General features: G+C 70.3%; 14 protein-coding genes. 9 read left to right on the top strand and 5 right to left on the bottom strand.

What is annotated here, in order from left to right; genetic code table 11:
- Positions 1-236 precede the first annotated feature (236 nt).
- The gene (locus WMF22_RS48175; RefSeq protein WP_438034133.1) at positions 237-4,346 is read right to left on the bottom strand and encodes a serine/threonine-protein kinase; all 4,110 of its coding nucleotides are present in this window, start codon (positions 4,344-4,346) and stop codon (positions 237-239) included.
- 21 nt (positions 4,347-4,367) lie between these two features.
- On the opposite strand from WMF22_RS48175, the gene WMF22_RS48180 reads away from it, so the two are divergent.
- Positions 4,368-5,915, top strand: coding sequence for a serine/threonine-protein kinase (locus WMF22_RS48180; RefSeq protein ID WP_438034134.1), 1,548 nt, complete (start codon positions 4,368-4,370; stop codon positions 5,913-5,915).
- 321 nt (positions 5,916-6,236) lie between these two features.
- A complete protein-coding gene (locus WMF22_RS48185) occupies positions 6,237-6,983 on the top strand; it encodes a cyclase family protein (protein ID WP_438034135.1) in 747 nt (248 codons plus the stop codon).
- A gap of 167 nt (positions 6,984-7,150) precedes the next feature.
- Here the strand turns inward: WMF22_RS48185 and WMF22_RS48190 are convergent, their stop codons facing one another.
- Complete coding sequence (locus tag WMF22_RS48190; RefSeq protein WP_438034136.1) at positions 7,151-7,411, bottom strand: hypothetical protein; 261 nt, start codon at positions 7,409-7,411, stop codon at positions 7,151-7,153.
- A gap of 1,845 nt (positions 7,412-9,256) precedes the next feature.
- Here WMF22_RS48190 and WMF22_RS48195 point away from each other — a divergent pair.
- On the top strand, positions 9,257-10,636 hold the full coding sequence (locus WMF22_RS48195) for an O-antigen ligase family protein (protein ID WP_438034137.1): 1,380 nt from the start codon (positions 9,257-9,259) through the stop codon (positions 10,634-10,636).
- A gap of 227 nt (positions 10,637-10,863) precedes the next feature.
- On the opposite strand, the gene WMF22_RS48200 is transcribed toward WMF22_RS48195, so the two are convergent.
- Positions 10,864-12,417, bottom strand: a complete 1,554-nt coding sequence (locus WMF22_RS48200; RefSeq protein WP_437296556.1) for a hypothetical protein — start codon at positions 12,415-12,417, stop codon at positions 10,864-10,866.
- Between the two features lie 318 nt (positions 12,418-12,735).
- Between WMF22_RS48200 and WMF22_RS48205 the strand changes: the two genes are divergently transcribed.
- From WMF22_RS48205 to WMF22_RS48230, 6 genes are all read left to right on the top strand, one after another.
- The gene (locus WMF22_RS48205; protein WP_437296557.1) at positions 12,736-13,806 is read left to right on the top strand and encodes a glycosyltransferase family 2 protein; all 1,071 of its coding nucleotides are present in this window, start codon (positions 12,736-12,738) and stop codon (positions 13,804-13,806) included.
- Between the two features lie 133 nt (positions 13,807-13,939).
- Positions 13,940-14,122 carry an ATP-binding protein gene (locus WMF22_RS48210; RefSeq protein ID WP_437296558.1) on the top strand — a complete coding sequence of 61 codons (183 nt, stop codon included), beginning with the start codon at positions 13,940-13,942 and terminating at the stop codon, positions 14,120-14,122.
- Positions 14,123-14,210: 88 nt separating this feature from the next.
- A complete protein-coding gene (locus WMF22_RS48215) occupies positions 14,211-14,957 on the top strand; it encodes a cyclase family protein (RefSeq protein WP_438034138.1) in 747 nt (248 codons plus the stop codon).
- 243 nt (positions 14,958-15,200) lie between these two features.
- Entirely contained in the window at positions 15,201-16,760 is a 1,560-nt protein-coding gene (locus WMF22_RS48220) for a serine/threonine-protein kinase (protein WP_437296560.1), read from the top strand.
- Positions 16,761-16,791: 31 nt separating this feature from the next.
- Positions 16,792-17,925 (top strand): tetratricopeptide repeat protein, encoded by a 1,134-nt coding sequence (locus WMF22_RS48225; protein WP_437296561.1) that lies wholly within the window; start codon positions 16,792-16,794, stop codon positions 17,923-17,925.
- A gap of 26 nt (positions 17,926-17,951) precedes the next feature.
- Positions 17,952-18,989 carry a hypothetical protein gene (locus WMF22_RS48230; protein ID WP_437296562.1) on the top strand — a complete coding sequence of 346 codons (1,038 nt, stop codon included), beginning with the start codon at positions 17,952-17,954 and terminating at the stop codon, positions 18,987-18,989.
- Positions 18,990-18,993: 4 nt separating this feature from the next.
- Here WMF22_RS48230 and WMF22_RS48235 read toward each other — a convergent pair whose 3' ends face one another.
- Both WMF22_RS48235 and WMF22_RS48240 read right to left on the bottom strand, forming a co-directional pair.
- Positions 18,994-20,334 carry a PAS domain-containing protein gene (locus tag WMF22_RS48235; RefSeq protein ID WP_438034139.1) on the bottom strand — a complete coding sequence of 447 codons (1,341 nt, stop codon included), beginning with the start codon at positions 20,332-20,334 and terminating at the stop codon, positions 18,994-18,996.
- A 425-nt stretch (positions 20,335-20,759) separates the two neighbouring features.
- Complete coding sequence (locus tag WMF22_RS48240) at positions 20,760-21,611, bottom strand: hypothetical protein (protein WP_437296564.1); 852 nt, start codon at positions 21,609-21,611, stop codon at positions 20,760-20,762.
- Positions 21,612-22,117 lie beyond the last annotated feature (506 nt).

Raw genomic sequence — 22,117 nt, forward strand, 5'->3', positions numbered from 1 at the left:
CCGTTGTGATAGCGCTGAACGCTCGTGAAATGGACATGATCCCCCCGGAGCGCGCGGCGCCGACCGCATGTGCTCGGCGAGCAAGCTGTGCAAGGCGCAGGCCGGCCCCCTGCTTCAGCGGCCCGCCCCGGCAGGAGCAGGCCCTGCATGAGAAATGGCCGCGCCGCCGCGCGAAGCACGTGAGTCGTACAACACCCATGCGGCCGAGATCCGGCGGTACCTGCATGTTGAAGCCCTCAGGTGCTGCATGGCCCAGCCAGCACCTTCTCGAGGGCGCGCGCGAGGCCATCGAAGCGATCCCGCCACGCCGGGTGCTCCTCCAGCATGGCCTGCGCCTTGCGCACGACCGCAGAAGCGTCGGCCTCTCGCCGGTCCCGCAGGGCGAGGCGAGCACGCCAGTACAGGATCTCCAGGAGCTCATCGGCGAACAGCAGGCTCCCCGTGCTGCCGGCGGCGCCCATCGCTCCATCCACCGTCTCATGGGCCACCGCCTCACGGGGACCGACGACGCGCCCCGCCTCGTCGATCAGCAGCGCCTGGAGCATCCGGAAGCACGCAAACGCAGCGTGCGCCCCCGGCTCTGGCGGGCAGGAGCCCGCTACCCAGGCGATGAGCTCGCGCGCCTCGTCGTCCTGCTCCGCCGTGGCCAGGATCCGCGCGAGCAGCAGGGAACACTCGGGCACCGGGCGCTCGATGAACCGCCGCTCCAGGACATGCGCCCGGCGGGCGAGCACGAGCGCGTCCTCGCGCCGGTCGCTCCAGTAGAGCAGCTCGGCGACGTTGTAGGTCGCCACGCGCTCCAGCCACGGGTTGCCGATCTCGCGCGCGAGCGAGATGACGCGCTGGAGATCCTCCGTGGCCCGGGACGGCGACTTCTTCAGCGTCCAGAGCACGACGCGGTTCATGTATGCGACGCACAGGTGCGGCAGATCGTGGACCCTTGCACAGAGGTCGATCGCCTCGCGCGCGCGCTCCTCTGCCTCGCTGAACGAGCCCGCGTGCGCCAGCTCGACCGACAGGAGCAGCAGCGCGACGATCCGGCTGTCGTGATCGCCGAGCGCCTCCGCCTCGACGGCGCCCTTCTCCAGGAGCGCGATCGCCTGCGCCACCTGCGCTGTCCGCACGCACCTGCGCCCATCGGCCACCACGAGCCGGACCGCGAGCCGCGGTGAGCCCGACCGCGCGACGAGGGGGCGCGCCTGCTCCACGCGCCGCGCCGACCCTTCGTAATCCCCGGTCCAGTCGAGCAGGGTGGCCTCTTCCAGGAGGATCTCCGCGACGAGCACCTCGTCGGCGAGGCGCTCGCCGAGCTCGCGCGCCACGGTCAGATCCTCGATGGCTTCCCGCGTCCGGTGCGCTCGGTAGCGTACCCTGCCCCGGCCCGCGAGCGCGAGCGCGCGCCGGCGCAGGTCCGCCTCGGAGATGCGCCCGAGGGCCGCAGTGTAGTGCTGGTCGGCCTCGACGTGCCGGTGAGCCGAGAGCGCGATGTCCCCGAGCTTCACGTAGGCTTCCGCCGCCTCCTCGCTGGCTCCGCACGCGCTCGCGTGCCGCGCCAGCGAGGCGAGGGTCTCCGGGGTCGCATCCCCGGCGGAGACCCGCGCTCGCCAGAAGGCCAGCGCGTACCGGTGGGTGTCCCTGCGGTGCTCCGGATGGAGCAGCTCGATCACCGAGTCCCGGAAGACGCCGCTCTGGAACGCGTACCGCTCACCTGGCGCGCGCGACGCGCGCGGCGCGCGCTCCAGGATGCCCCGCTCGACCAGCGCGCTCAGGCCGAAGCCCGCGTCCACCGGCGACCCGGCCCCACCGGCCCGATCGGCGGCGTCCTGGACCCACTCCAGCTCCGCCCTGGTGAACGAGGCCCCGAGCACCGCGCAGAGCCGCGCGCACGCCGCGAGCTCCGGCGGCAGCGCTTCGAGCCTCCGCATGGCCAGCCACTGCCACCCAGGCGAGGACGCCAGGCCTTCGGGCGCCGCGGTCGCCGCGTAATAGCTGCCTGTGTTCGACCGCTGGCGCACGATCCCGGCCCGCTTCAGCGCCCGGACGATCGCCGCAAGGCACGCCGGATTGCCGCCGGCCCACGCGGCGAGCCGCCTCAGCGTGTCCGCCGGCGGGTACTCCGCCGGCAGGAGAAGCTCCGCCGCGAGCCGCATCCCGGCGCCCTCGTCGAGCGGCGAAAGCGCCCTCTTGTCGAAGCGTTGCGTGCGGGTACCCCACCCGGGGCGGAGCTGCTCGAACCGCGGGTGCGCGGCGACCACGACCCAGAGCGCCACGCCGGCGCCGTCGAGCGTCGCGACCTCGAGGGCATCGAGCAACGCGTCGCCCGCCCAGTGCGCGTCGTCGAGGATCACGGCCACCGGCCCGCGGCGCGCGCGCCGGCGGAGCCCTTCCGCGATCGCCCGCCGGAGCTCGTGGTCGTGCGACGCGCCGCCGGACGGGGCGCCCCACCCGAGCGCCGCCGCCACGGACGGCCCCGCCGCGCGCCCGATCTCGTGGCCGAGCCGCTCCGCGCAGAACGCCTCGACGTCGGCCGGCGGCCTTTCCTGCGCGCCCAGCGCGGCGCGCAGGATCTCCTCCGCGTCTCGCGCGAGCTCGCACGACAGCGGCTGCGCCGCGCGCATCGAGAGCACCAGCGCCCCCGGATGGAGCGATCGCGCCACGGCAGCCGCCTCGCTCGCGAGGCGCGTCTTGCCGAGGCCCGCGTCGCCGAGCAGCGTCATCAGGCCGGGACACGTGCCGTCAAAGGCCGCGGCGGCGCTCGCCAGCAGCGCCTCGACGACCTCGCTCCGCCCGAACAGGGGTACCTCGCCGTCGACCGCGCCCGTCGCGGCCGCGGCGCCTGCCGAGGGGGGCGTGGGTTCGGTCTCCACCAGCACGCGTTCGATCTCCGCGCTGAGCACGACCCCGGTCCAGGGCTCGGGCGGCAGCCAGCCTTCCGGGCGATCCACCGCCGCGCCGTAGGCGACGGGCGCGCACCTCCCCTTCCGGCGCACGGTGACGCCCGCGAGGTGGAGCCCCGCGCGCGCATCGCATCGGTCGACGAGCTCCCGCGCGGCGGCGAGCGCCGCCTGCGCCGGATGCTCGATGTCGAGGCCCGAGAACAGCGCCACGAGGCGGCGTCCGCGCTGGCGGACGACGAGCCCCTTGCGGCTCGCCAGCGCGGCGACGGCCGGCGGCACGGCGCCGCCGACGTCCGCGACCAGCACCAAGACCGGCTCGCGCCCGTCCGCGATGAGCCGACCGCTCCCGGCGCTCTCGGGCGGGGCCGCCTCCCCGGCGACAGCGCCGCGGGCGCGGTCAGCGTCCACGACAGCGCCGCGGGCGAGGCCAGCGACCGCCCCGGCGAGGGCGCGCCGGAGCAGCGACACGCTCGCGGGCCGGCGATCTGGTTCCTTGGCGAGGCACGCGAGCACCACGTCCTCGATCGCGGCCGGGACGGCGGCCAGCTCGGTCGGGCGCGGCGGACGCAGCGCGAGGTGGCCGTGCTCGATGGCGCTCGCGTCGCCGACGAACGGCGGTCGCAGCGTCAGGAGCTCGAACAGGATCACGCCGAATGCGTAGATGTCGGCGCGCGCGTCGATCGCCAGGTCCCCGCGCGATTGCTCGGGCGACATGTAGACGGGCGTCCCCACGACGGTCCCGGCGCGCGTGAGCTCGGCGCCGGTCGCCTCGGCGCCAGAGCCCCGCTTGGCGAGGCCGAAATCGAGCAGGACCACGCGCTCCTCCGCGCCGGGAATGCCTCGCCCCGCGGCGCCGGCGCGCGCTCCGCTGCCGCTCGCTGGCACGAGGAAGACGTTCTCCGGCTTCACGTCGCGGTGGATCACCTCCCGGGCATGCGCCGCCTCGAGCGCGACGAGCAGCGCGTCGGCTCGCCCGAGCGCCCAGCCCAGGTCCGGCGGCGCGGGCAGCGCCGCGAGGTCCGCCGCGAGCGTGCGCCCTCGCAGCCGCTCCATGGCGATCCACGGTCGGCCATCGTCGAGCCTCCCCTGCCCGTAGAGGCGCGGCACGTGTGGGGGGCCGATCCGCTCGAGAGCGCCGGCCTCGCGCTGGAAGCGCGCATCGCTCTGCTCCGCGTCGCTCAGGCCGACCTTGACGGCGACCGGCATCTCGTCGCGCTCGCGCCAGCCTGCCCAGACGGCAGCGAAGCCGCCCAGACCGAGGAGCTCGGTCAGACGGAAGCCCTCGACGCGCGGCGCTGCGCCGCGGGCCTCTGCGGGCGCAGGCCCAAGCGGCGGCCCGCCGTGCCGGGGGCACGGGGCCGCCTCTGCGATCCGCCTGTGGCACGATGGACAGCGATGCAAATCGGTTTTCCCTTCGCGCCGCGCGCGGGAGCCGTGAGCGGCGCTCATGATATCGTTGTTGCCCGGCGCATGGCACGAACCACGGAAGACGACACGCTCCCCAGCTCACATACCCCTTCCGCGCTGGCGACGGCGGCCGTGGCTCATCCGCCGAGCGCCCTCGACGACAGCACACTTCCGATACGGGAGGCCGAGGCCACGCCCACGCTGGAGGAGCCGTCGTCCCATCTGCCGCTCCGCACCCTGCCGCGGGGGGCTCGCGTCGGCGACTACATCCTCGATCGCCCCCTTGCCCAGGGTGGCTTCAGCTTCGTCTATCGCGCCACGCACGCCGAGCGCGGCACCGCTGCGGCGCTCAAGGTCCTTCACGCCGACCTCGCCTCGGATCTCGATGCGGTCGTCCGCTTCGCGCGGGAGATCGAGGCGATACAGCGCCTGGATCATCCGAACGTGGTCGAGATCTTCGATCACGGGCGGCTCGGCAGCCGTGGTCACCCCTACTATGTCATGGAGCTGCTCGAGGGATGTAGTCTCGACGAGCACCTCCGCGCCCGCGGACGCCTGTCCGCCGCCGATGTGCTCGCGCTCCTGGAGCCGCTTTGCAGCGCGCTCGATGCGGCGCACCGCTGTGGGATCGTGCACCGGGATATCAAGGCATCGAATGTCTTTCTCGCCGAGCAGGGCGGGCGGCGGCGGGTGGTGCTGCTCGACTTCGGCGTGGCCAAGCTGCTCGATGCGCCGGGGCCTGCGCTCACGTCGTCGCGGCACATCGTCGGGACCCCGACGTGCATCAGCCCGGAGCAGATCCTCGGCGAGTCGATCGACTCTCGCGCTGACGTCTACGCGCTCGGGGTGCTGACGTACCGGATGCTCGTCGGCGAGCCGCCCTTCGTCGAGCGCTCCTATCCGATGCTGCGCCAGCTGCACCTCTACGTGGACCCGCCGCGCCCGAGCACCCGGGCGCGCGTCCATCCCGCCTTGGATGAGGTGATCCTCCGTGCGATGAGCAAGGATCGCAGGGAGCGCACCCCGACGATCACGGCCTTTCTGAGCGAGCTGAGGGCCAAGGTGGAGGCGAGCGGCGGGACGGGCGCGCTGTCTTCTGCCGCGCGCGCGCGGCAGGCGCTCGCGCTCTACGCCGAAGTGCACGTCGAGCCGAGCGCCCTCGAGGAGCCGGAGGATGGATTGCTCGCGGATCTCGAGGTCATCCTCCCCTTCATCGCCGCCGAGCTCGTCAGCGCCGGTCTCACGAGCATGGCGCAGACCGGCAGCAGCGTGCTTCTCACGGCGGATCGTCCCGACGACCCGGCCGGGGACAGGGAGGCGCGCCGCCAGGTGGTGCGCACGGCGCTCGCGATCTACCAGCGGCTCGAGGCCCGCTCCGGGCGCGATCCCAGGGTCGATGTGCGCCTGTGCCTCCACGCGGGAGAGCTCATGGATACCGGCGACGGCTCGCCCGCAGCCGGCAAGCTGCTGGAGGTCGCGGCGTGGGTGCCAGACCAAGCCGGAGAGGGCGTCTTCGCCTCACCCGAGCTCCTTTCCGATCTGGAGATCGCAACGACAGGAGAAGAGGGCGCGCTCCGCCGGATCACAGCGCCACGGACACGACAGGGCTGATCACCCGCCCCTCATGCCCAGCGCGCCAGGACGGGCATCCTCGCCGGCTCGTCGTCCGGGACGCCGCTCGCGGCGGCCCTGACCGAGGGTGACGAGTTCGTCGGGCCGGTTACCCGCATCGACCTGAGCAACTACCTTCGGCGCCGGGTGAGGCTGCACGAGGTGTGAGCCGCGCGCGCGGGCACGGGCCCGCGCGCGGGCGATGCCGGCTCGCTCGGTCGTCGCGTCGGGCGGGCGCGGCGCTCGCGGCGCTCGCGGCGCGGCGCGAGCGCCGGCCGGCGTGCCTTGTGCGGGCGGCGGGCTCGTGGTGAGCTGCGCGCCATGAAGGAGGCGCACGGAGCTCTCGTGATCGACCTCGCCGCGGCGCGGGTGGTCGATCTGACGCACCCGATCACCCGGGAGATGCCGCTGTTTCCCGGCGACGAGCCCTATGCGCCGGAGGCGCTGAGCACCATCGAGGAGGACGCGTATTGCTCCAATCGGTTCTCGATGGCCGAGCACGCGGGCACGCACGTGGACGCGCCGGCGCACTTCACGGCCGGGGCGGCGACCGTCGAGCAGATCGCGCCGGAGCAGCTCGTCGGGGCGGCGGCGGTCGTGGACGTGACGGCGGCCGTGGCGGCGAGCCCGGACCACCGGGTCACCGTGGACGATCTCCGGAGCTGGGAGGCGCGGCACGGGGCGCTGGGCGCGAGGCATATCGTGCTGATCCGGACGGGCTGGGGGGCTCGCTGGTCCGATCCGGCGAGGTACCTGAACCAGGACCCCCAGGGCGTGATGCACTTTCCCGGGGTGTCCGTGGAGGCGAGCCGCTACCTGCGCGAGCGCGGCGTGCGCTGCATCGGGATCGATACGCTGTCGACCGACCCGGGGCAGAGCGAGACATTCGAGCAGCACAGGGCCTTCCTTGGCGCCGGCGGCTACCACATCGAGAACCTGGCCAATCTGGAGCAGCTGCCCGAGGCCGGGGCGGTCGTCGTGGTCGCGCCGCTCCCGCTCGCGCGCGGCAGCGGCGCGCCGGCCCGGGTGCTGGCGCTGGTGCCGGGCTCAGCCGAGCCGGCGACGTAGCGGCAGCAACACCGCACCGACCAAGTTCGTTCCTGATTGCGTGTGAAGTGGCACGCGCGGGTCGATTGAGCGGCGCTGTCGTTCGCGCGCCTGTCCGGTGGGGAATCGCCATCGCCGCACCCTCGTGAACGCCTGAGAGCGCGTGTCTGCCCCGAGCGCCTGGCGGTTCAGACCTTGACGGCAGTGACCCTGGTCACGTTACAAGGCGCGACTTTCGTCGCGAGGACCATCAACGTCGAACCGCTGCGAGCGATGAGGTTGCGCGTCCGCCCTGCTTGCAGGCTGGCGGCGTGCCACAGGACGGTCCCAAACCACAGCGCGCGCGTACGCAGATCCTGACGGTCGTTCGAATAGCCGTCGAACGTGACGAGCTTATCGACGCGAAAGCCGGCGGTCTCGACGAGACGTCGCAAGGTGCCAGTAGACATACGGCGGCGGCGCCGGCTTGTAGCGCTGCAGGAGGCGGTAGCTGCGACGCAGCCTCTCGCGATTCGGTGACAGGGGCGCGAACAGGTGTGCCAGTTCGCTCGTGTCCGGAACGCGTGAGTCCGACTCGTGCGGTATGACCGGGCAACTTTCACCGTTGTTCATCCTCTCCAGCGTAGCACCGTCGCGGATCGGCTGCACCTCTCCGGAGCATGTCAACGAACACTACTCGAGGCCTGTCGCGCGAATCTCGTCAATCGCTGTCGACCAGCGTTTCGCCCCCGTTGAACGGTCGCTTCGATCTGAAGAGGGCCTTCGACCGGCGCAGATACGCCTCGGGCGGTGATCAGGGCGTCCAGGCCAACTCGATAAAGGCCGTGATGCGACTCCGGAGCGCCTCGCTCTCCAGCGCACCGGCTCAGCCGAGGAGCTTCGTCACCAGGATGATGAAGGGGACGACGATGAACATGAAGCCGCGCGCCTGCGCGGGTGCTGGCGCTGGTGCCGGTCTCCGGCGAGTCGGCGAGGTAGCGCGGCACCGGCGCTGAATCGTCCAAATTCGCCGTCTCGCCCAGCCCAGGGCGGATTGCTCACGATTTCGAGCACGGACCGCTACTGCCGCGTCGTGGGCGGACACTATTGAAATTCCAGACTGTCTTTGCGCAGACCGCTCCTCCGAGGTATCATGCATGACCTTGCGCGTGAGATTGATGCCAAGCGAGGATCAGAATTCCCAGCGTCGCGCTGCGCTCAATCGGCATGTATCGATCGCTGGACATCCGCCCGTGGCTTACGCCGGCGCAAATGGCTAGCTGAATGCGTGAATATAGGTCCAGGATGAATTGCAAGCGTTGCTGCGCCACCTCGCTCGCGCAAGTGAATCATTGCCTGCAAGCCGGATGGATGCGCTGTCTCAAGTGGAATGGAAGTCCATTTGTCGCTGGCTGAAAATGCATCATGAGGACCCCGCCGCGCTCGATGTAGACAGGCGCGGCGGAAAATGGCACGCCTTCCTATCGCTGGCGGAGGAGATCGCGGCACTCGAAGCGATGCGACCAATTCTCCCGGACATTCTCGGACGCACGTGGCGGAATCCTTCCGTCGAGGCCGCATTCGAGCTACTTCGCCGACATGGGCGGGGCGAACGATGCCGCGACGGTGCCATGCGAAAGCGAGCGTCGAGGCTCGGGAGGCGCCATAGCGACATTTTCTCGCTCGTTCGTCGCGAAGCATCCGAATTCCCTGCGACCTCCCTGTTTGTGCGCCGTTCGAAGACTGTGTTCGGGAAAACCACTCCCGCGATACATGGTTGCGAGTGTCATGCCTGAGTAAGACGTGGCGCTTTCTCGTGACACCAAACCTCTGGCGCGCACCGCGCAGCCTGACTCGCGCGCGCGGCACGCGCCTCTGCTCGCTGAGTCCAAGCTCCCGGACTTGTATACCTCCGGATGCTCCGGATCCGTAAGCGCCAGGCCATCGCCACGGTCACTGCCCCTTGCGCTCTCGCCGGGGTCGACCACGCTGGGCGCGGGGCGGCGTGGACCCACGACTCGGCACGAGCACAGGTCGTCCTCAAAGAAGGCTCGGCAAGGCGGACTCCGCGTGCTGGACAAGCATGGATTGCCGGTGTAAATTGGCAAATCGAAGGGGGCGCCCGCCGCTCGTATGTCCGCCAGAGTGCCTCTCTTCGTACGAGCGGCCGGCGCGGCATAGAGCCTAAAACTCGGTGGCAGCGGCGGCGCGACGACGCTATGGCTGCATGGGCTACTTGCGCGCTCTGCGCGCTCATCATCATCAAGCCACAAGAGTTCGTCCCGGCGCTCGGCGCCGTACCGGTGCTGCACGTGATGCTCGCGATCACCGTCGCTTGCATCATCGTCGATGTCCGGAGGCGATGCATCGCGCTGACGGTCGCGCCGCAAACGCGTTACGCGATCTGGTTCATGCTGTGGGCGCTCATGACGACCGCGCTGAAGAGCCCTCACGTCTTCGGCGAGCGCGCGCTGGCGCTGCTGCCCACTGCGTGCGTGATGCTCGCGCTCGCTTTCGGGTGCGCCTCGTCGCGGGGCCTCCAGATCTTCGTGCTCACGCTGGTCGGCTGCGCCGTCCTGGTCACCGCCGTCGCGCTCAAGCAGGCGTATGCGCCTCTCGAGTGCATGATCGTCGACCCCACGGCGGCGAGCGGGGAGAACCTGGTGCCCGATGGTCGCCCGTGCGAGTTCCACTACGACTGCCGGCGCGACGCGCCTGACCCCTATGCGGAGTATCGATGCGAGCGTCCGGGTCCGTTCGCGACCACGACCATCAGCAGTCGCGTCCGCTACCGCGGAACGCTCATGGATCCCAACGACCTGTCGCTGATGGCGGGGATGACCATTCCCTTTGTCCTGACCCTCACTGGGCGACATCGAAGACGGGCTCACTCGAGCGCCGGTATGCGCCACGCGCCCGCGTTGCAGCATGCGCCGCGCTGGGACGCGGCGGCCATGGAGCACAGCACGCCTGTTTCCTGGGTAGCGGCGACCTTTCGCGCCGTCTTCGCGACGGCGAACTTGGCCGGGATCGGGACCATGATCGTTTTTGCACGCTCGCGGATGGGGCTCCTCGTGTACCTCGTCATCATCAGCCTGTGCGTCATACAGCGGCACGGCCTGAAGGGCCTCTTCGTGGCAGGGTTCGCGGGCACGCCGATGCTCATGTTCGGGGGCCGGGACGGAGACGAGGCCGCCTCGAGCACGGATGCACGCGTCGACCTCTTGCATGAAGGCTTCGACATGATCCAGCGGACCATGGGCATTGGCGTCGGCATGGGCCAGTTCACCGACGAATCCGTGGGCGCGCAGACCGCGCACAATGCCTACCTGCTCGCCGCTGCAGAAACCGGCGTCGTCGGCGCGAGCCTCTTCGCGCTGCTCCTCTATGCATCGCTGAAGGTGTCGTTCAAGATCTGGCGCGACGGCTACAATGTCGACGTCACGGTGTCGCGCTTCGCCCCGGCCGTCTTCGTGAGCCTGTGCGGCGCGCTCGTGGGTATCTTCTTCCTGTCGTGGAGCTACAAGGACGTGCTCTACATCGTGCTCGGCGCCTCCATGGCCCTGTATGGCGCCGCGCGCGCGCAGGACCCACGCGTCTCGATCCGCATATCGGCCAAGGAAATTGCCGTCGTGTGCTGCGCCATGTTCGCCCTCCTCGCAGCCTTGAACATCTCCCTTCGCTTGAGAGGGTGAAGGCCAGGCGAGCGAGAGCATTCTCGCCCGCGGAGGGCCCTCGGCGTCAAGGCGCGATCCAAAGAGAAGACAGAGATGTGACCCGGCGGGGCCCGGCCCCGAGGAAGAGGACCGAGCGATCGCTCCCGAGAGCGGGTCAGTCGCCCCGCGAGCCCCGCCCGACGGAGATCGCGCCCGACCAGCCGCGCATCAGGACGCGACCGGCGACCGCAGGCACAAGGAGCGGATTAGCGGCGGGTGGCGGCGAGCTGGCGCGCCTCGGGGATGAACGCGAGGACAAGGACGGCGAAGAACAGCGTGTTCGCCACGCCCGCTGCGATGAGCGAGAGGGAGCCGTGGATCGGAAGGAAGCGCGCGGCGACGATCACGATGGAGTAAACGGCGGCGATCGCCACCGTCGGGAGGTGCGTGCGGTAATAACGCAAGACCCCGATGCCCAGCTCCTTCTTGAGGACGATGGGGAACACGATGCCGCGCACGAGCATCATCGGGATCGCCGTGCCGAGGCATACCCCGTAGATCCCGAACGGGCGTACGAGGGCGACGCTGAGCGCCACGTTCGCGATCGCCTCGACCGCAGTGATGCTCATCTGGCCGCGCAGCTTCCCGCTCCCGGCGAGCAGGCTCGTGGCGGGCCCGTGCAACAGCATCACATAGTACGAGGGGAGCATGAGGAGCATGACGGTCGAGCTCTGTGATATCCACGGCTTGTCGATCCACAGCGCCAGGAGGTCTGGTCCCAGCGCTGCGATGTTGACGAGGACGTAAGCCGTGAACAGCCCCGTGACGAGGTTCGCACGCTCGAGGAGGCGTGTGAGCCCGGCCGCGTCTCCCTTCTCGGACAGCCCGCTGAAGCGCGGGATGAGCACGGCGCCGATGACACCGATGCTGTACCACGCGACCGTTACGAGGCGTATGCCGATGCTGTAAATCGAGATGTTCTCCAGCGCCCCTGGCATGAAGCAACCAATGACCGCCGAGTCGATCTGGAACCGCAAGACATCGGCGAGGTTGATGAGCAACGTCGCGCCGCCGTAGCGCGTCAGCTTGATCAGTGTAGCGCGGTCTGCCGCCCGCGGCGTGAACCTGCGCGTCCACGGGGCGAGCTTGAGCGCAGCCGAGGCGACGACAACGTTCCTGAACACCACCTCGGTGACCGTGATGCCGCAGAGCAGCGCGAGGGACATGGATCCTGTCGCTGCGAAGTAGAGCACGAGGCCGAGCTTGAATACGGCGTACGACACCGTCTCGGTCGCATCGCATACGAAGAAGAGAGAGCGCGCGCGTAGGCACGCCGCGTACGGCCTCAGCAAGAGCTCCAGCGCGGTGCCCGCCCCGAGCGCCAGGATGATGTCTCTGTGCTTCCCGAGCGACGCTGGATACACGCTCGGCAGGACCATCATGAGGACGTTCGTGACCCCAAGCGTCAGGAGGGCGGCCGCGCCGAAGAGGAGGAGGCTCGCGCTCCATACGCTCGTGAGCTCCCGGTTGTCGCCTCGCTCGCACGCGCCCGCGGTGAACTTCATCGTCCCGTTCGACATGCCGAGATCGAGGATCCGCAGCTGGAAGATGAACGAGGTGATGAGGAGCCAGATCCCGTAGTTCACCTCCCCGAGCGCTCCCAGGAGCGCCGGGGTCACGATGAACCCGCCCGCGGTCGACACGAGCGTGTTGAGCCAGGACACCGAGACGTTCCCGACGGGGAGCAGTCGGGACCAGCGCGACGCGACACTCGCCGGCTTGCTCGCCGCCTGTCCATACTCGATATCGATGGATTGCATGTGTCTCGCAAGCCTCGTAAGGCCCGTAAAGTCGATACGTGGCCGTCCCTCGTTCTAGCGCGCCAGATTTGCCAGGTCCACGCGCTTGTGCCGAATTTGCGGCATGCGCTCTGCCCGGCGCTACGCGTCGGCCGCTCCGGACATCGTCCTGCGTCCCGCGCGTTCTAATACGTCGAATAACGATGCATGCACACCCATCGCGGCTACGGAGCTCACGCCCATGTCGGACGATGAGTTGGATTTCTGACCAATAATGAGTACCTGCTGGCGGGTCCGAGGAACATGGAATATGGTCTGTGCCCAGGGGAGGGTTGATGTATGAATGAGGTGAAGCCGCTGCGGCAGGAACCGCTGGTGTCGGTGGTGATCCCGACATACAACTATGGTCATTTTGTGGTGGACGCCGTGGAGAGCGTGCTCGCGCAGACTTACGAGCGGCATGAGATCATCGTGGTCGACGATGGGAGCTCCGATGATACGCCCGAGCGACTGGCCCCCTACCGAGACCGGATACGGTATGTTCGCCAGCAAAACCAGGGCGTGTCCGCGGCGCGCAACCTCGGCATCGGCCTCGCCTCCGGCGAGTGGGTGGCCCTGCTGGACGCCGACGACGTGTGGCATCCGCAGAAGCTGGCCCTGCAGATCCGGGTGTCGAAAGCTCACCCCGATCTCTCCGTCATCGGCGGAGCCGGGAGCTCGGGCGCGCTGCCGCCGGACCTGCCTGAAAAGCCAGAGGTCGATCGGTTGAGCGTGGTGGACTTCCTGACCTGGACTCCCCTGGCACAGTCCTCCGTGATGGTCCGGCGGCGCTGCTTCGACCAGGTCGGAGGCTTCGACGTCAAGATCCGTTACGCAGAGGATCGCGAGATGTGGATTCGGCTCGCCGCCGCCTTCGCGACGGCTCGGGTGAAGGAGCCATTGTACTACTATCGCGCGCACCCCGAGCAGGTGAGCCGGAACGCCATGGCGATGTATCAAGGCCTCGTGCTCGTGCTCGACAGGTTTTTCAAGGACAATCCCAGATACCGCCACATCCGCCCAGCCGCGTTCGCCTTCCTCTATCGAGACGCCACGATCGCGTTCATGTGCCAGGACGATCGCTGGACGGCGCTGTCCTTCTTGCTGCGCTGGTTCGTGAGCTATCCGCGCTCTCTGCCCCATCCCGATCGCGATTTCTCCTGGGAAAGAACGAAGGTCTTTGCGCGGCTCCTCAGGCCGTACCCCTCTGGGTCCCCATCGATCCGTCATTATCGCGGAGCGCGAGGTTCCGAGCTGGCGACGCGCCAGAGCGGCACCGCCGAGGGGGACGTCGTCAATCGACAGCCGGACATCACGGGAACGGTGAATAGACTGCACGATACGACCGGAACGTTTGAGCTGCGAGGGTAAGCAGAGTCTCTCGGTCTCTTCGCCGAGGGCAACGCGGCGGTGCGGCTCCCCCGCGCCGCGCGTCTGTTCCACCGTGCCCGGCTGCGGCGCGGGCGTTCGCCCTACGCTAGCCGGAGGGGAAGGGCGCGGCGGAATGGCGTTGCGCAGCGACAGGGCGTGCGGGCGGGCGAGGAGCAGCGGGCTCTGCAAGTTCGCGGCGTCATGGGGCAGCGTCGGCAAGACCTTCCTCGCGAACGCGCTCGGACACCTCGCGTGCCAGCACGGCTACAGCGTGCGCTTCCTGAGCGCGGACACGATGCTGCGCAGGCTGCGCTAGCACACGGGCGGGCGCGTCGGGCGGGCGCGGCGCGAGCGCCCGTCGGCGTGCCTTGTGCGGGCGGCGGGCTCGTGGTGAGCTGCGCGCCATGAAGGAGGCGCACGGAGCTCTCGTGATCGACCTCGCCGCGGCGCGGGTGGTCGATCTGACGCACCCGATCACCCGGGAGATGCCGCTGTTTCCCGGCGACGAGCCCTATGCGCCGGAGACGCTGAGCACCATCGAGGAGGACGCGTATTGCTCCAATCGGTTCTCGATGGCCGAGCACGCGGGCACGCACGTGGACGCGCCGGCGCACTTCACGGCCGGGGCGGCGACCGTCGAGCAGATCGCGCCGGAGCAGCTCGTCGGGGCGGCGGCGGTCGTGGACGTGACGGCGGCCGTGGCGGCGAGCCCGGACCACCGGGTCACCGTGGACGATCTCCGGAGCTGGGAGGCGCGGCACGGGGCGATGGGCGCGAGGCATATCGTGCTGATCCGGACGGGCTGGGGGGCTCGCTGGTCCGATCCGGCGAGGTACCTGAACCAGGACCCCCAGGGCGTGATGCACTTTCCCGGGGTGTCCGTGGAGGCGAGCCGCTACCTGCGCGAGCGCGGCGTGCGCTGCATCGGGATCGATACGCTGTCGACCGACCCGGGGCAGAGCGAGACATTCGAGCAGCACAGGGCCTTCCTTGGCGCCGGCGGCTACCACATCGAGAACCTGGCCAATCTGGAGCAGCTGCCCGAGGCCGGGGCGGTCGTCGTGGTCGCGCCGCTCCCGCTCGCGCGCGGCAGCGGCGCGCCGGCCCGGGTGCTGGCGCTGGTGCCGGCCTCCGGCGGCCCGGCGAGCTAGCGCGGCGCGCATCCCCGGGCAGGATCGGGCGGCTGTGGCGTTGCGCATTGCAGCGCGGGGCGCAGCTCGGCGTCGTCCCGGCCCCGTCGCCCTGCTCTGGCGCCGTGTCGCCTGTTTGCCTACCGCCCCCCGCGACGGTCGTACGAGGTGCTGCTCCCCGCGCCGGAGCGACCACACGGAGCTTCGCGTCCTGCCCGGGATTCGGTATCCTCTCGACTCCCCCCTCGGGAGGTGTCCGGGCGTATGAAGTTCGAAAAAGACGTCCTTCTGGCCGGCAAATTCCGCCTGGAGCGAGAGCTATCGCACGGCGGGATGGGCTCGATCTGGGTGGCGCAGCACGTACAGCTCGGCACGCTCGTCGCGATCAAGTTCATGCGCGACTCGTTTTCGCGGCTGCCGGTGCTCCGGGCGCGCTTCGAGCGGGAGGCGCGCGCCGCCGCGCAGCTCAAGAGCCCTCATATCGTGCAGGTCCACGATTTCGGCTTCGAGGAGGAGGACGAGGTGCCCTACCTCGTCATGGAGCTCCTGCAGGGCGAGGATCTCAGCAAGCGCCTCCAGCGGTGCGGCCGCCTCTCGCTCCCGGAGACGCTGCACATCATCGTCCAGGCCGGGAAGGCGCTCCGCAGCGTCCATGAAGCGGGGTTCGTGCACCGCGACCTCAAGCCCGCCAACTTCTTCCTCGCGCGCGTCGACGGCGAGGACGGCGAGATCGTGAAGCTGCTCGACTTCGGGATCGCGAAGGACGTCTCGGCGGTGCTCGCGGCCGACATCTCGGCCACGGGCGAGGTGATGGGCTCGCCCAACTACATGAGCCCGGAGCAGTTCTATGGCGAGCGGGACGTGGACGCGCGCAGCGATCTCTGGTCGCTCGGGGTCATCCTGTTCAAGATGCTCACGGGGCAGCTGCCGTTCCCGGGCGACGCGATCGGGCGCGTGGTCACGAAGGTGATCCTCGGCACGGTGCCGTCGGCGCGCGAGCTCGCCCCCGATCTGCCGAGCGGCATCGACGCGTTCTTCGAGCGGGCGCTGGCGCGCGATCGGGACAAGCGGTTCCAGAACGTGCGCGACATGGTCAACGAGTTCGCGCGCGTCGCGGGCGCGCCGCCGTTCTTCTCGCTCGTGGGGGAGACCTCGCCGGGCGCCGGGTGGTCATCGCGGGGCTCCGGCGGGGAGCCCGGGCTCGCCGAGCTCGGCACGCCGCCGGTGGCGCAGCTGACGACGATGCCCATCCAGCGGCGCTCGGACCCGAACGATGTCCGCGCCTCGACGCCGAACCCGCAATCGTTGCCGGGCACCTTGACCGGCGCGATCAACCTGTCGGCGCCGCACCCGGCGCGCGGCGCCATCGCGCGGGTCGCGGGGCGCGTCGCCGTCGGGGCGACGATCGTCGCCGTGGGGGGCGGCCTGTTCGTCGCCACGCTCAGGGGCGCATCGACCGACGGTGACCCGACCGCGACCCAGGCGTCCGCGGCCGCCGCGGCGCCCGCGCCCGCCGCGCCGCCGAGCGGCGCGCCGGCCGGGCTCGCCGCGGTCCCCGCCATCGCGAGCGCCCCCGAGGCGCGCGCCGCGGCGACGCCCGCGGTGGTGCCGGCGCCGCTGCCGCTCGACCCGGGCGCGGGCGCGCCGGGCGCCGCCTCCGTGGCGCCGGCACAGGCCTCCGCCGTCCCCTCCGCGGCGGCGGCGCGGAGCGCGGCGCCCGCGCGCCCCACGTCTCCGGCCACCGCTCGGACCGCGTCGACGCGCAAGGCGCTGCCGGCTCCTCGCAAGAAGTCCGGCGGGAGCAGGCCGGACTGGGGGCTCTAGCCGGGTGGCTCCGCGTCCCCAGAGAGAAAGAATGCGTTTCCGAGCGGCGGTGATGGGTACGTTCCTCCTTGCCACGCTCGCCTGCGCGGAGGCGTCCGCGCAGGCGCCGCCCCCGTCGGCGAAGGCGCGGCAGGCGGCCGTCGCGCACGCCAACCAGGGGTGGACGGCCTACCGAGCACGCCGGTACCGGGACGCGCTCCAGGCCTTCCGCCGAGCCGAGGCCACGGTGCATGCGCCGACCTTCCTGATCATGGTCGCGCGCTCCTGCCACAAGCTCGGCCGCCTGACCGAGGCGCGCTCGGTCTACCAGGTCATCGTCGACGAGCAGCTCTCGGCCGACGCCTCGCAGGCGTTCCGGCAGGCGCAGGCCGAGGCGAGGACGGAGCTCGAGGCCCTCTCGTCGCGCATCCCGACCGTGGAGATCACCGTGACGGGCGCCGGCTCGGGGGGCGCGCAGGTGGCGCTCGGCGGGCTCGACGTGCCGACGTCGACGCCCGTCGCGCGCGATCCGGGCAGCCACACGCTCGCCGTGGGGGCGCCTGGACGGCGCGGGCTGACGAAGGAGATCGTCCTCAAGGAGGGGATGATGGCCAAGGTCGAGGTCGATCTCGCGGCCGGCAAGGTGCGGATCGAGAGCGACAGGATCGGGCGCGACGCGGGCGGCGAGCCGCAGCCGCTCGGCCCCGGGCAGGGCGCGGCCGACGGCGGCGCCCAGGAGGGCGGCGGGCCGCTCGGCCCTGGGGAGGGGGCGGCCGACGGCAGCGCCCAGGAGGGCGGTGACGCGGCGGATGGACGCCCGAGCCCGCGCAGCACCGCGGTCGTGTACACGGGGCTCGCCGCGACCGCCGCGGGGACGGGGCTCGGCGTCGCGTTCGTGCTGCTCTCGAACGGGAAGGCGAGCGCGCAGCAGCGCCTCCTGGAGCCGGCCTGCACGGACCCTGCGCGCTGCCCCGGGCTCGACCTGCGCCAGTACAACGACCTGGGACACGCCAAGGCAGACCTCGCGAACGCGGCGGTCTGGAGCTTCCTGGCCGCGGGCGCGGCGGGGCTCGGCACGGCGGCGTACGTCCTCCTGACAGGGCAGCCCGACGCGCGGGACGCGACGGCGACCGGCCTGTCGGTGAGCCCCATGCCGGGCGGGCTCGTGATCAGCAAGCGCTGGTGAGGTTTCCGAAGAGAGGGATCGTCCCGATGGTGCGCATCGTATCTTGGACGTGGATGGGTCGGGCGCTCTCGACGATCGTCCCGCTTGTCGCGCTTACCGGGGGTAGCTGCGTCTTTTACAGCTACGAGGATGTCGTCCCCGGCGCGGGCGGCGCAGGCGGAACGAGCGGAACAGGCGGAACAGGCGGAACAGGCGGAACGAGCGGCAGCGCCGGTGGCACCGTGGAGCCTTGCGGCCAGGGGGGTGGCGGCTGCGGCGGGGCTCCCCCGGAGGGCTGCGATGGGCCGGGGAGCCATGTCTCGACGTGCCTTGTCGATGATGGCTTGCTCGCGCGGTACTTCCTCGACGCGTACGGCACGGATGGCAAGCTCGTCGACTCGGGACCGGAGCCGGGGCTCTCGCTCGACGTGGTGTCGGACGGAGAGCGGCTCAACCTGGAAGGCGAGGCGGGGCGCGTGGGCATCCGCTGGAACAACCTCGGCGGCAACGCGCGCGTGGAGGCCGCGTTTCCGTCCACCGCCACGCCCCCGAGCAAGCTCCTCGTGTCGAAGGCGGCGCTCACGCTCGAGACCGTGGTGAGCGTGACGGACGCGGCGGTCGAGGGCGTGCCGGCGCGCATCCTGTACCTCGGGACCGATACAGGCGAGTTCGGGAAGTACTCGCTGAGCGCGGGCGACCCCGACGGGATGGGGAACCGAGAGCTGCAGTTCCACATCTACGCCGACTCCAAGACGCAGTTCGTGGGGCAGTGGTTCATTCCCGTCGAGGAGCTGGAGCAGCCGTGCGTCCTGCACCTCGTGCTGAACGCCGCCGAGGGCGTCGTCGATCTCTACGTGAACGGCGATGTGCAAACGAACGCGATCCCGGATCGGCCGCCCGCCGACTATGTCTTCACGTGGGCGGAGCCGACGTGGTATCTCGTGCTCGGAAATACGCGGAAGGCCGGGCGCTCTCTTCGCGGCTCGATCCAGTATGCCGCGCTGTACGGCGAGCCGCTCACCCCCGAGCAGGTGAAGGCCAACGCCGCGACGCTGGCGAAGAGCGACGATGGCCCCGGGATGTGAGCTGCTACGCGCCGCGCCCGCTCCGGGTTCGCGCTGGCGCCCGCGCCCCCTCGCGGCCGGAGAGCGCATAGGTCACCCCGCGCTCCAGCGTCCCCCGCGTCACGATCCCCCCTAGATCGGCCCCCAGCTGCACGAGCGCCTGCGCCACGCTCGGCCGGATCCCGGTGAGCACCACCTCGGCCCCGAGCAGCCGCGCGCTCCGCGCCGCCCGGATCAGCGCGTCCGCCACCTCCGGCCCCGCCTGCGGCACCCCCGTCACGTCGAGGATGGTGATCCGGGCGTGCTGGCGGGAGATCCCCTCCAGCAGCGTCTCGGTGAACTGCGCGCCCCGCTCGCGGGTCAGCTCGCCGACCAGCGGCGCCACGAGCACCCCGTCCGCGATGGGCAACAGCGGCGTCGAGATCGCCCGTATCGTCTCCTGCTGCACGAGCAGCATCTTCTCCTGCAGGTGCCGGGTCCTCGCCTCGGCCCGCACCCGCTCGGTGATGTCCACGGCGATCGCCCCGCATCCGGAGACCCTGCCCTCCTCGTCGCGGAGCGCGAACCTGGTGCTCATGTACACGTGCGTCCCGTCGGACAGCTCCATCTCGTCCTCGGAGGTGATGGGCTCGGACGACGCCATCGCCGCCCGGTCCTGCGTCGCGAACCGGTCGGCGATCTCCGCGGGGAACAGGTCGTGCTGGGTCTTCCCCATCAGCTCCTCGCGCGGCTTGCCGAGGAGCGCCTCGACCGGCGGGTTCAGCAGCGTGTGGCGGCCCTCGCTGTCCCGCGCGAACATGAGCATCGGCGCGTTCTGAATGAAGGCCTCCAGCAGCGCGGCGCCCCGGCGCCTCTGCGCCTCGGACTCCACGCGCGCGGTGACGTCGATGCTCACCACCGCCACGAAGCGGTCCCCGCTCGCGTCCTCGAACGCAACGTAGCTCGGCTCGGTCCAGAGCCGACGCCGTTCCTTGTAGAGCTCGCCCGGCTCGGTGTCGTAGGGGACCGGGGGCAGCGTGACCACCTCCCCGGCGAGCGCACGGCGGAAGGCCTCGGCGTGGCCCGTCTTCACCGCCTGCGGATCCTCCAGCGCGTTGTACTTGCCGATGATCTGCTCGGGCCTGATGCGCCATCGCGCGCAGTCGGCCTGGTTGATCGCGACGAGGAGCCCGTCCGCGCGGTGGACCACCAGCGGTAGGGTCACCGCATCGAAGAGCGCGCGGTAAGGCACGCTGTCCGCGAGCTCGCGCTGCGCGTCGCGCGGCGCCGCGCCCGAGCCGAGCCTTCGCTCCAGCTCCTCCACGCGAGCCCGGAGCCGCGCGTTCTCTGCCTTGATTCGCTCGTCGCTGTGCCGGTCGATCTCCATCGTTCCCCCTGAGCCCTACCTGATCTGCGATCTCACGCGCGGCCGCTCGCCGCCGAGGAGAGCGCGCTCAGCCCCCGCCCGCGGCCATCCCGGAGTTCGTCTGCGCTGAAATGGTGCACCATAAGGCTGTCCCCGTGAAGTGCTGAATCGGCCCGGCTGGCTCGTTCTCTCGGGCTGGCGCGCCGACAGCGGTACTCCCACGCACGACCGACTCGCCCTCATCGCAGCCCCGCGCACCACCGACCGGGACCTGCCCTTCGTGCTCGCCGCCTCGTACATCGGAGCATCTCCGAGGCGCTATCGACACGGCGAAAGGCACATCCGATCCGGACGGACGCCGCTTCGTGTTTGCGTGGCGCCTGTTCCCGGAGAATGTCCTGTCGACCAGGGATAGGTCCCGCGGCTCGGGCTCGCCGTCTCCGAAGCTAGGGAAGAAAGACCGTGATCACACGGGTGGTCGACTCCGGGATGCCGGTGAGGTTGTTGACGCAGCTCGGGTAGTACATGCCGTTCGTGTTGAGCTGCTGGCAGTAGGCGGCGCACGACCCGCGGATGCTGAGCATCCCGCATTGCTGGACGGCCCCGCCGCTCGTGAGGTGACCGGCGGCGCACTCCCGCGAGAGCGACCGCACATAGCTGCGATTGGCCTCGTCGTAGCAGGCGTTCAGGTAAGGAGAGGGGGCAAATAGATTGCCCCAGAAGGCGCCTTCCAGATGCGTGTACGTCGTGAGCTCGAGGGTCCCGCTCTTGTCGATGACCGCGGAGTTGCCCCGCGAGGAGATCGTCACCGAGACGCCGTACCAGTTCGTCCGCGACGCGATGCACGCCGAGATCCACTGCTGATCGTTGGTGCCGAGCGGCCTGGTGCTCCAGTCCGGCACGAGGCCGATGATCCCCCTGTACTCCTCGCTATGCACCGTGCCCGAGCCGTCGGTCCACGAGAAGCTGAACGACTGCGAGGGGAGGAACGCACAGCCGACCACATAGCTGAGGAGCTGGCGCGAGAGATCGCCGGCCGCGCCCGGATCCCGGATCGCGCTCAGGGCCGCCGGGCTCAATGCGTTGGGGTTGAGGGCGTTGGGGTTGAGGGCGTTGGGGTTGAGAGCGTTGGGGTTGAGGGCGTTGGGGTTGAGGGCGTTGGGGTTGAGGGCGTTGACGAACTCGAGCTCGCTAAGGGCAGCTCCTACGGAGTCCTCCTCCTCTTCCTGAACTGCGACGCAGCCGACCAAAGACGCGAGCAAGAGCGCTGCGAAATCAGCGATGCTGATCCGGTACATCGTCGTTCCCCCCCCCGGGTTCGTCCCTTCGTGCCCTCGTCGAAGGTCACATGGGGTGTACCGATGACTAGCCATCATGTCCAGTACTCAACTCGCGATTTGTGTAGAATTCTCGAATCGTTGGAGTCAGGGGTGCTCTGTCCACGGCGTGCTGGGCGAGCGCGAGGCCGCGTGTCGCGCGTCGTCTGACACCCAGTGAAGAGCGGTGGATGATCGAAATCTCACATTGCATGAAGGCTCGACAGAAGGGCAGCGAGCGGACTGTGTGTCGTTGCAATGTGCAGTGTGGCGATAGGAGCGTGTGCGCGGCTGGGGCCAACGGCGCGGGGCACACCGCTGACGAGCGCGTCGCCGAGGGCCCCGGCCGACGCTGTCAGGGGATCTCGTGCAGGCAGGCCGAGCGGGCGGTGATCGAGCTGCTCGGGTCTGCGATCCGCCTCACCGAGCGAACGCCCGCGAGCGGCGCCCGCGAGCCCACCTCGACGCCGTGCGCGCCGTGCCACCGG

Origin of the sequence: Sorangium sp. So ce204, assembly GCF_051526795.1 — a bacterium.
Classification (GTDB): domain Bacteria; phylum Myxococcota_A; class Polyangia; order Polyangiales; family Polyangiaceae; genus Sorangium; species Sorangium cellulosum_B.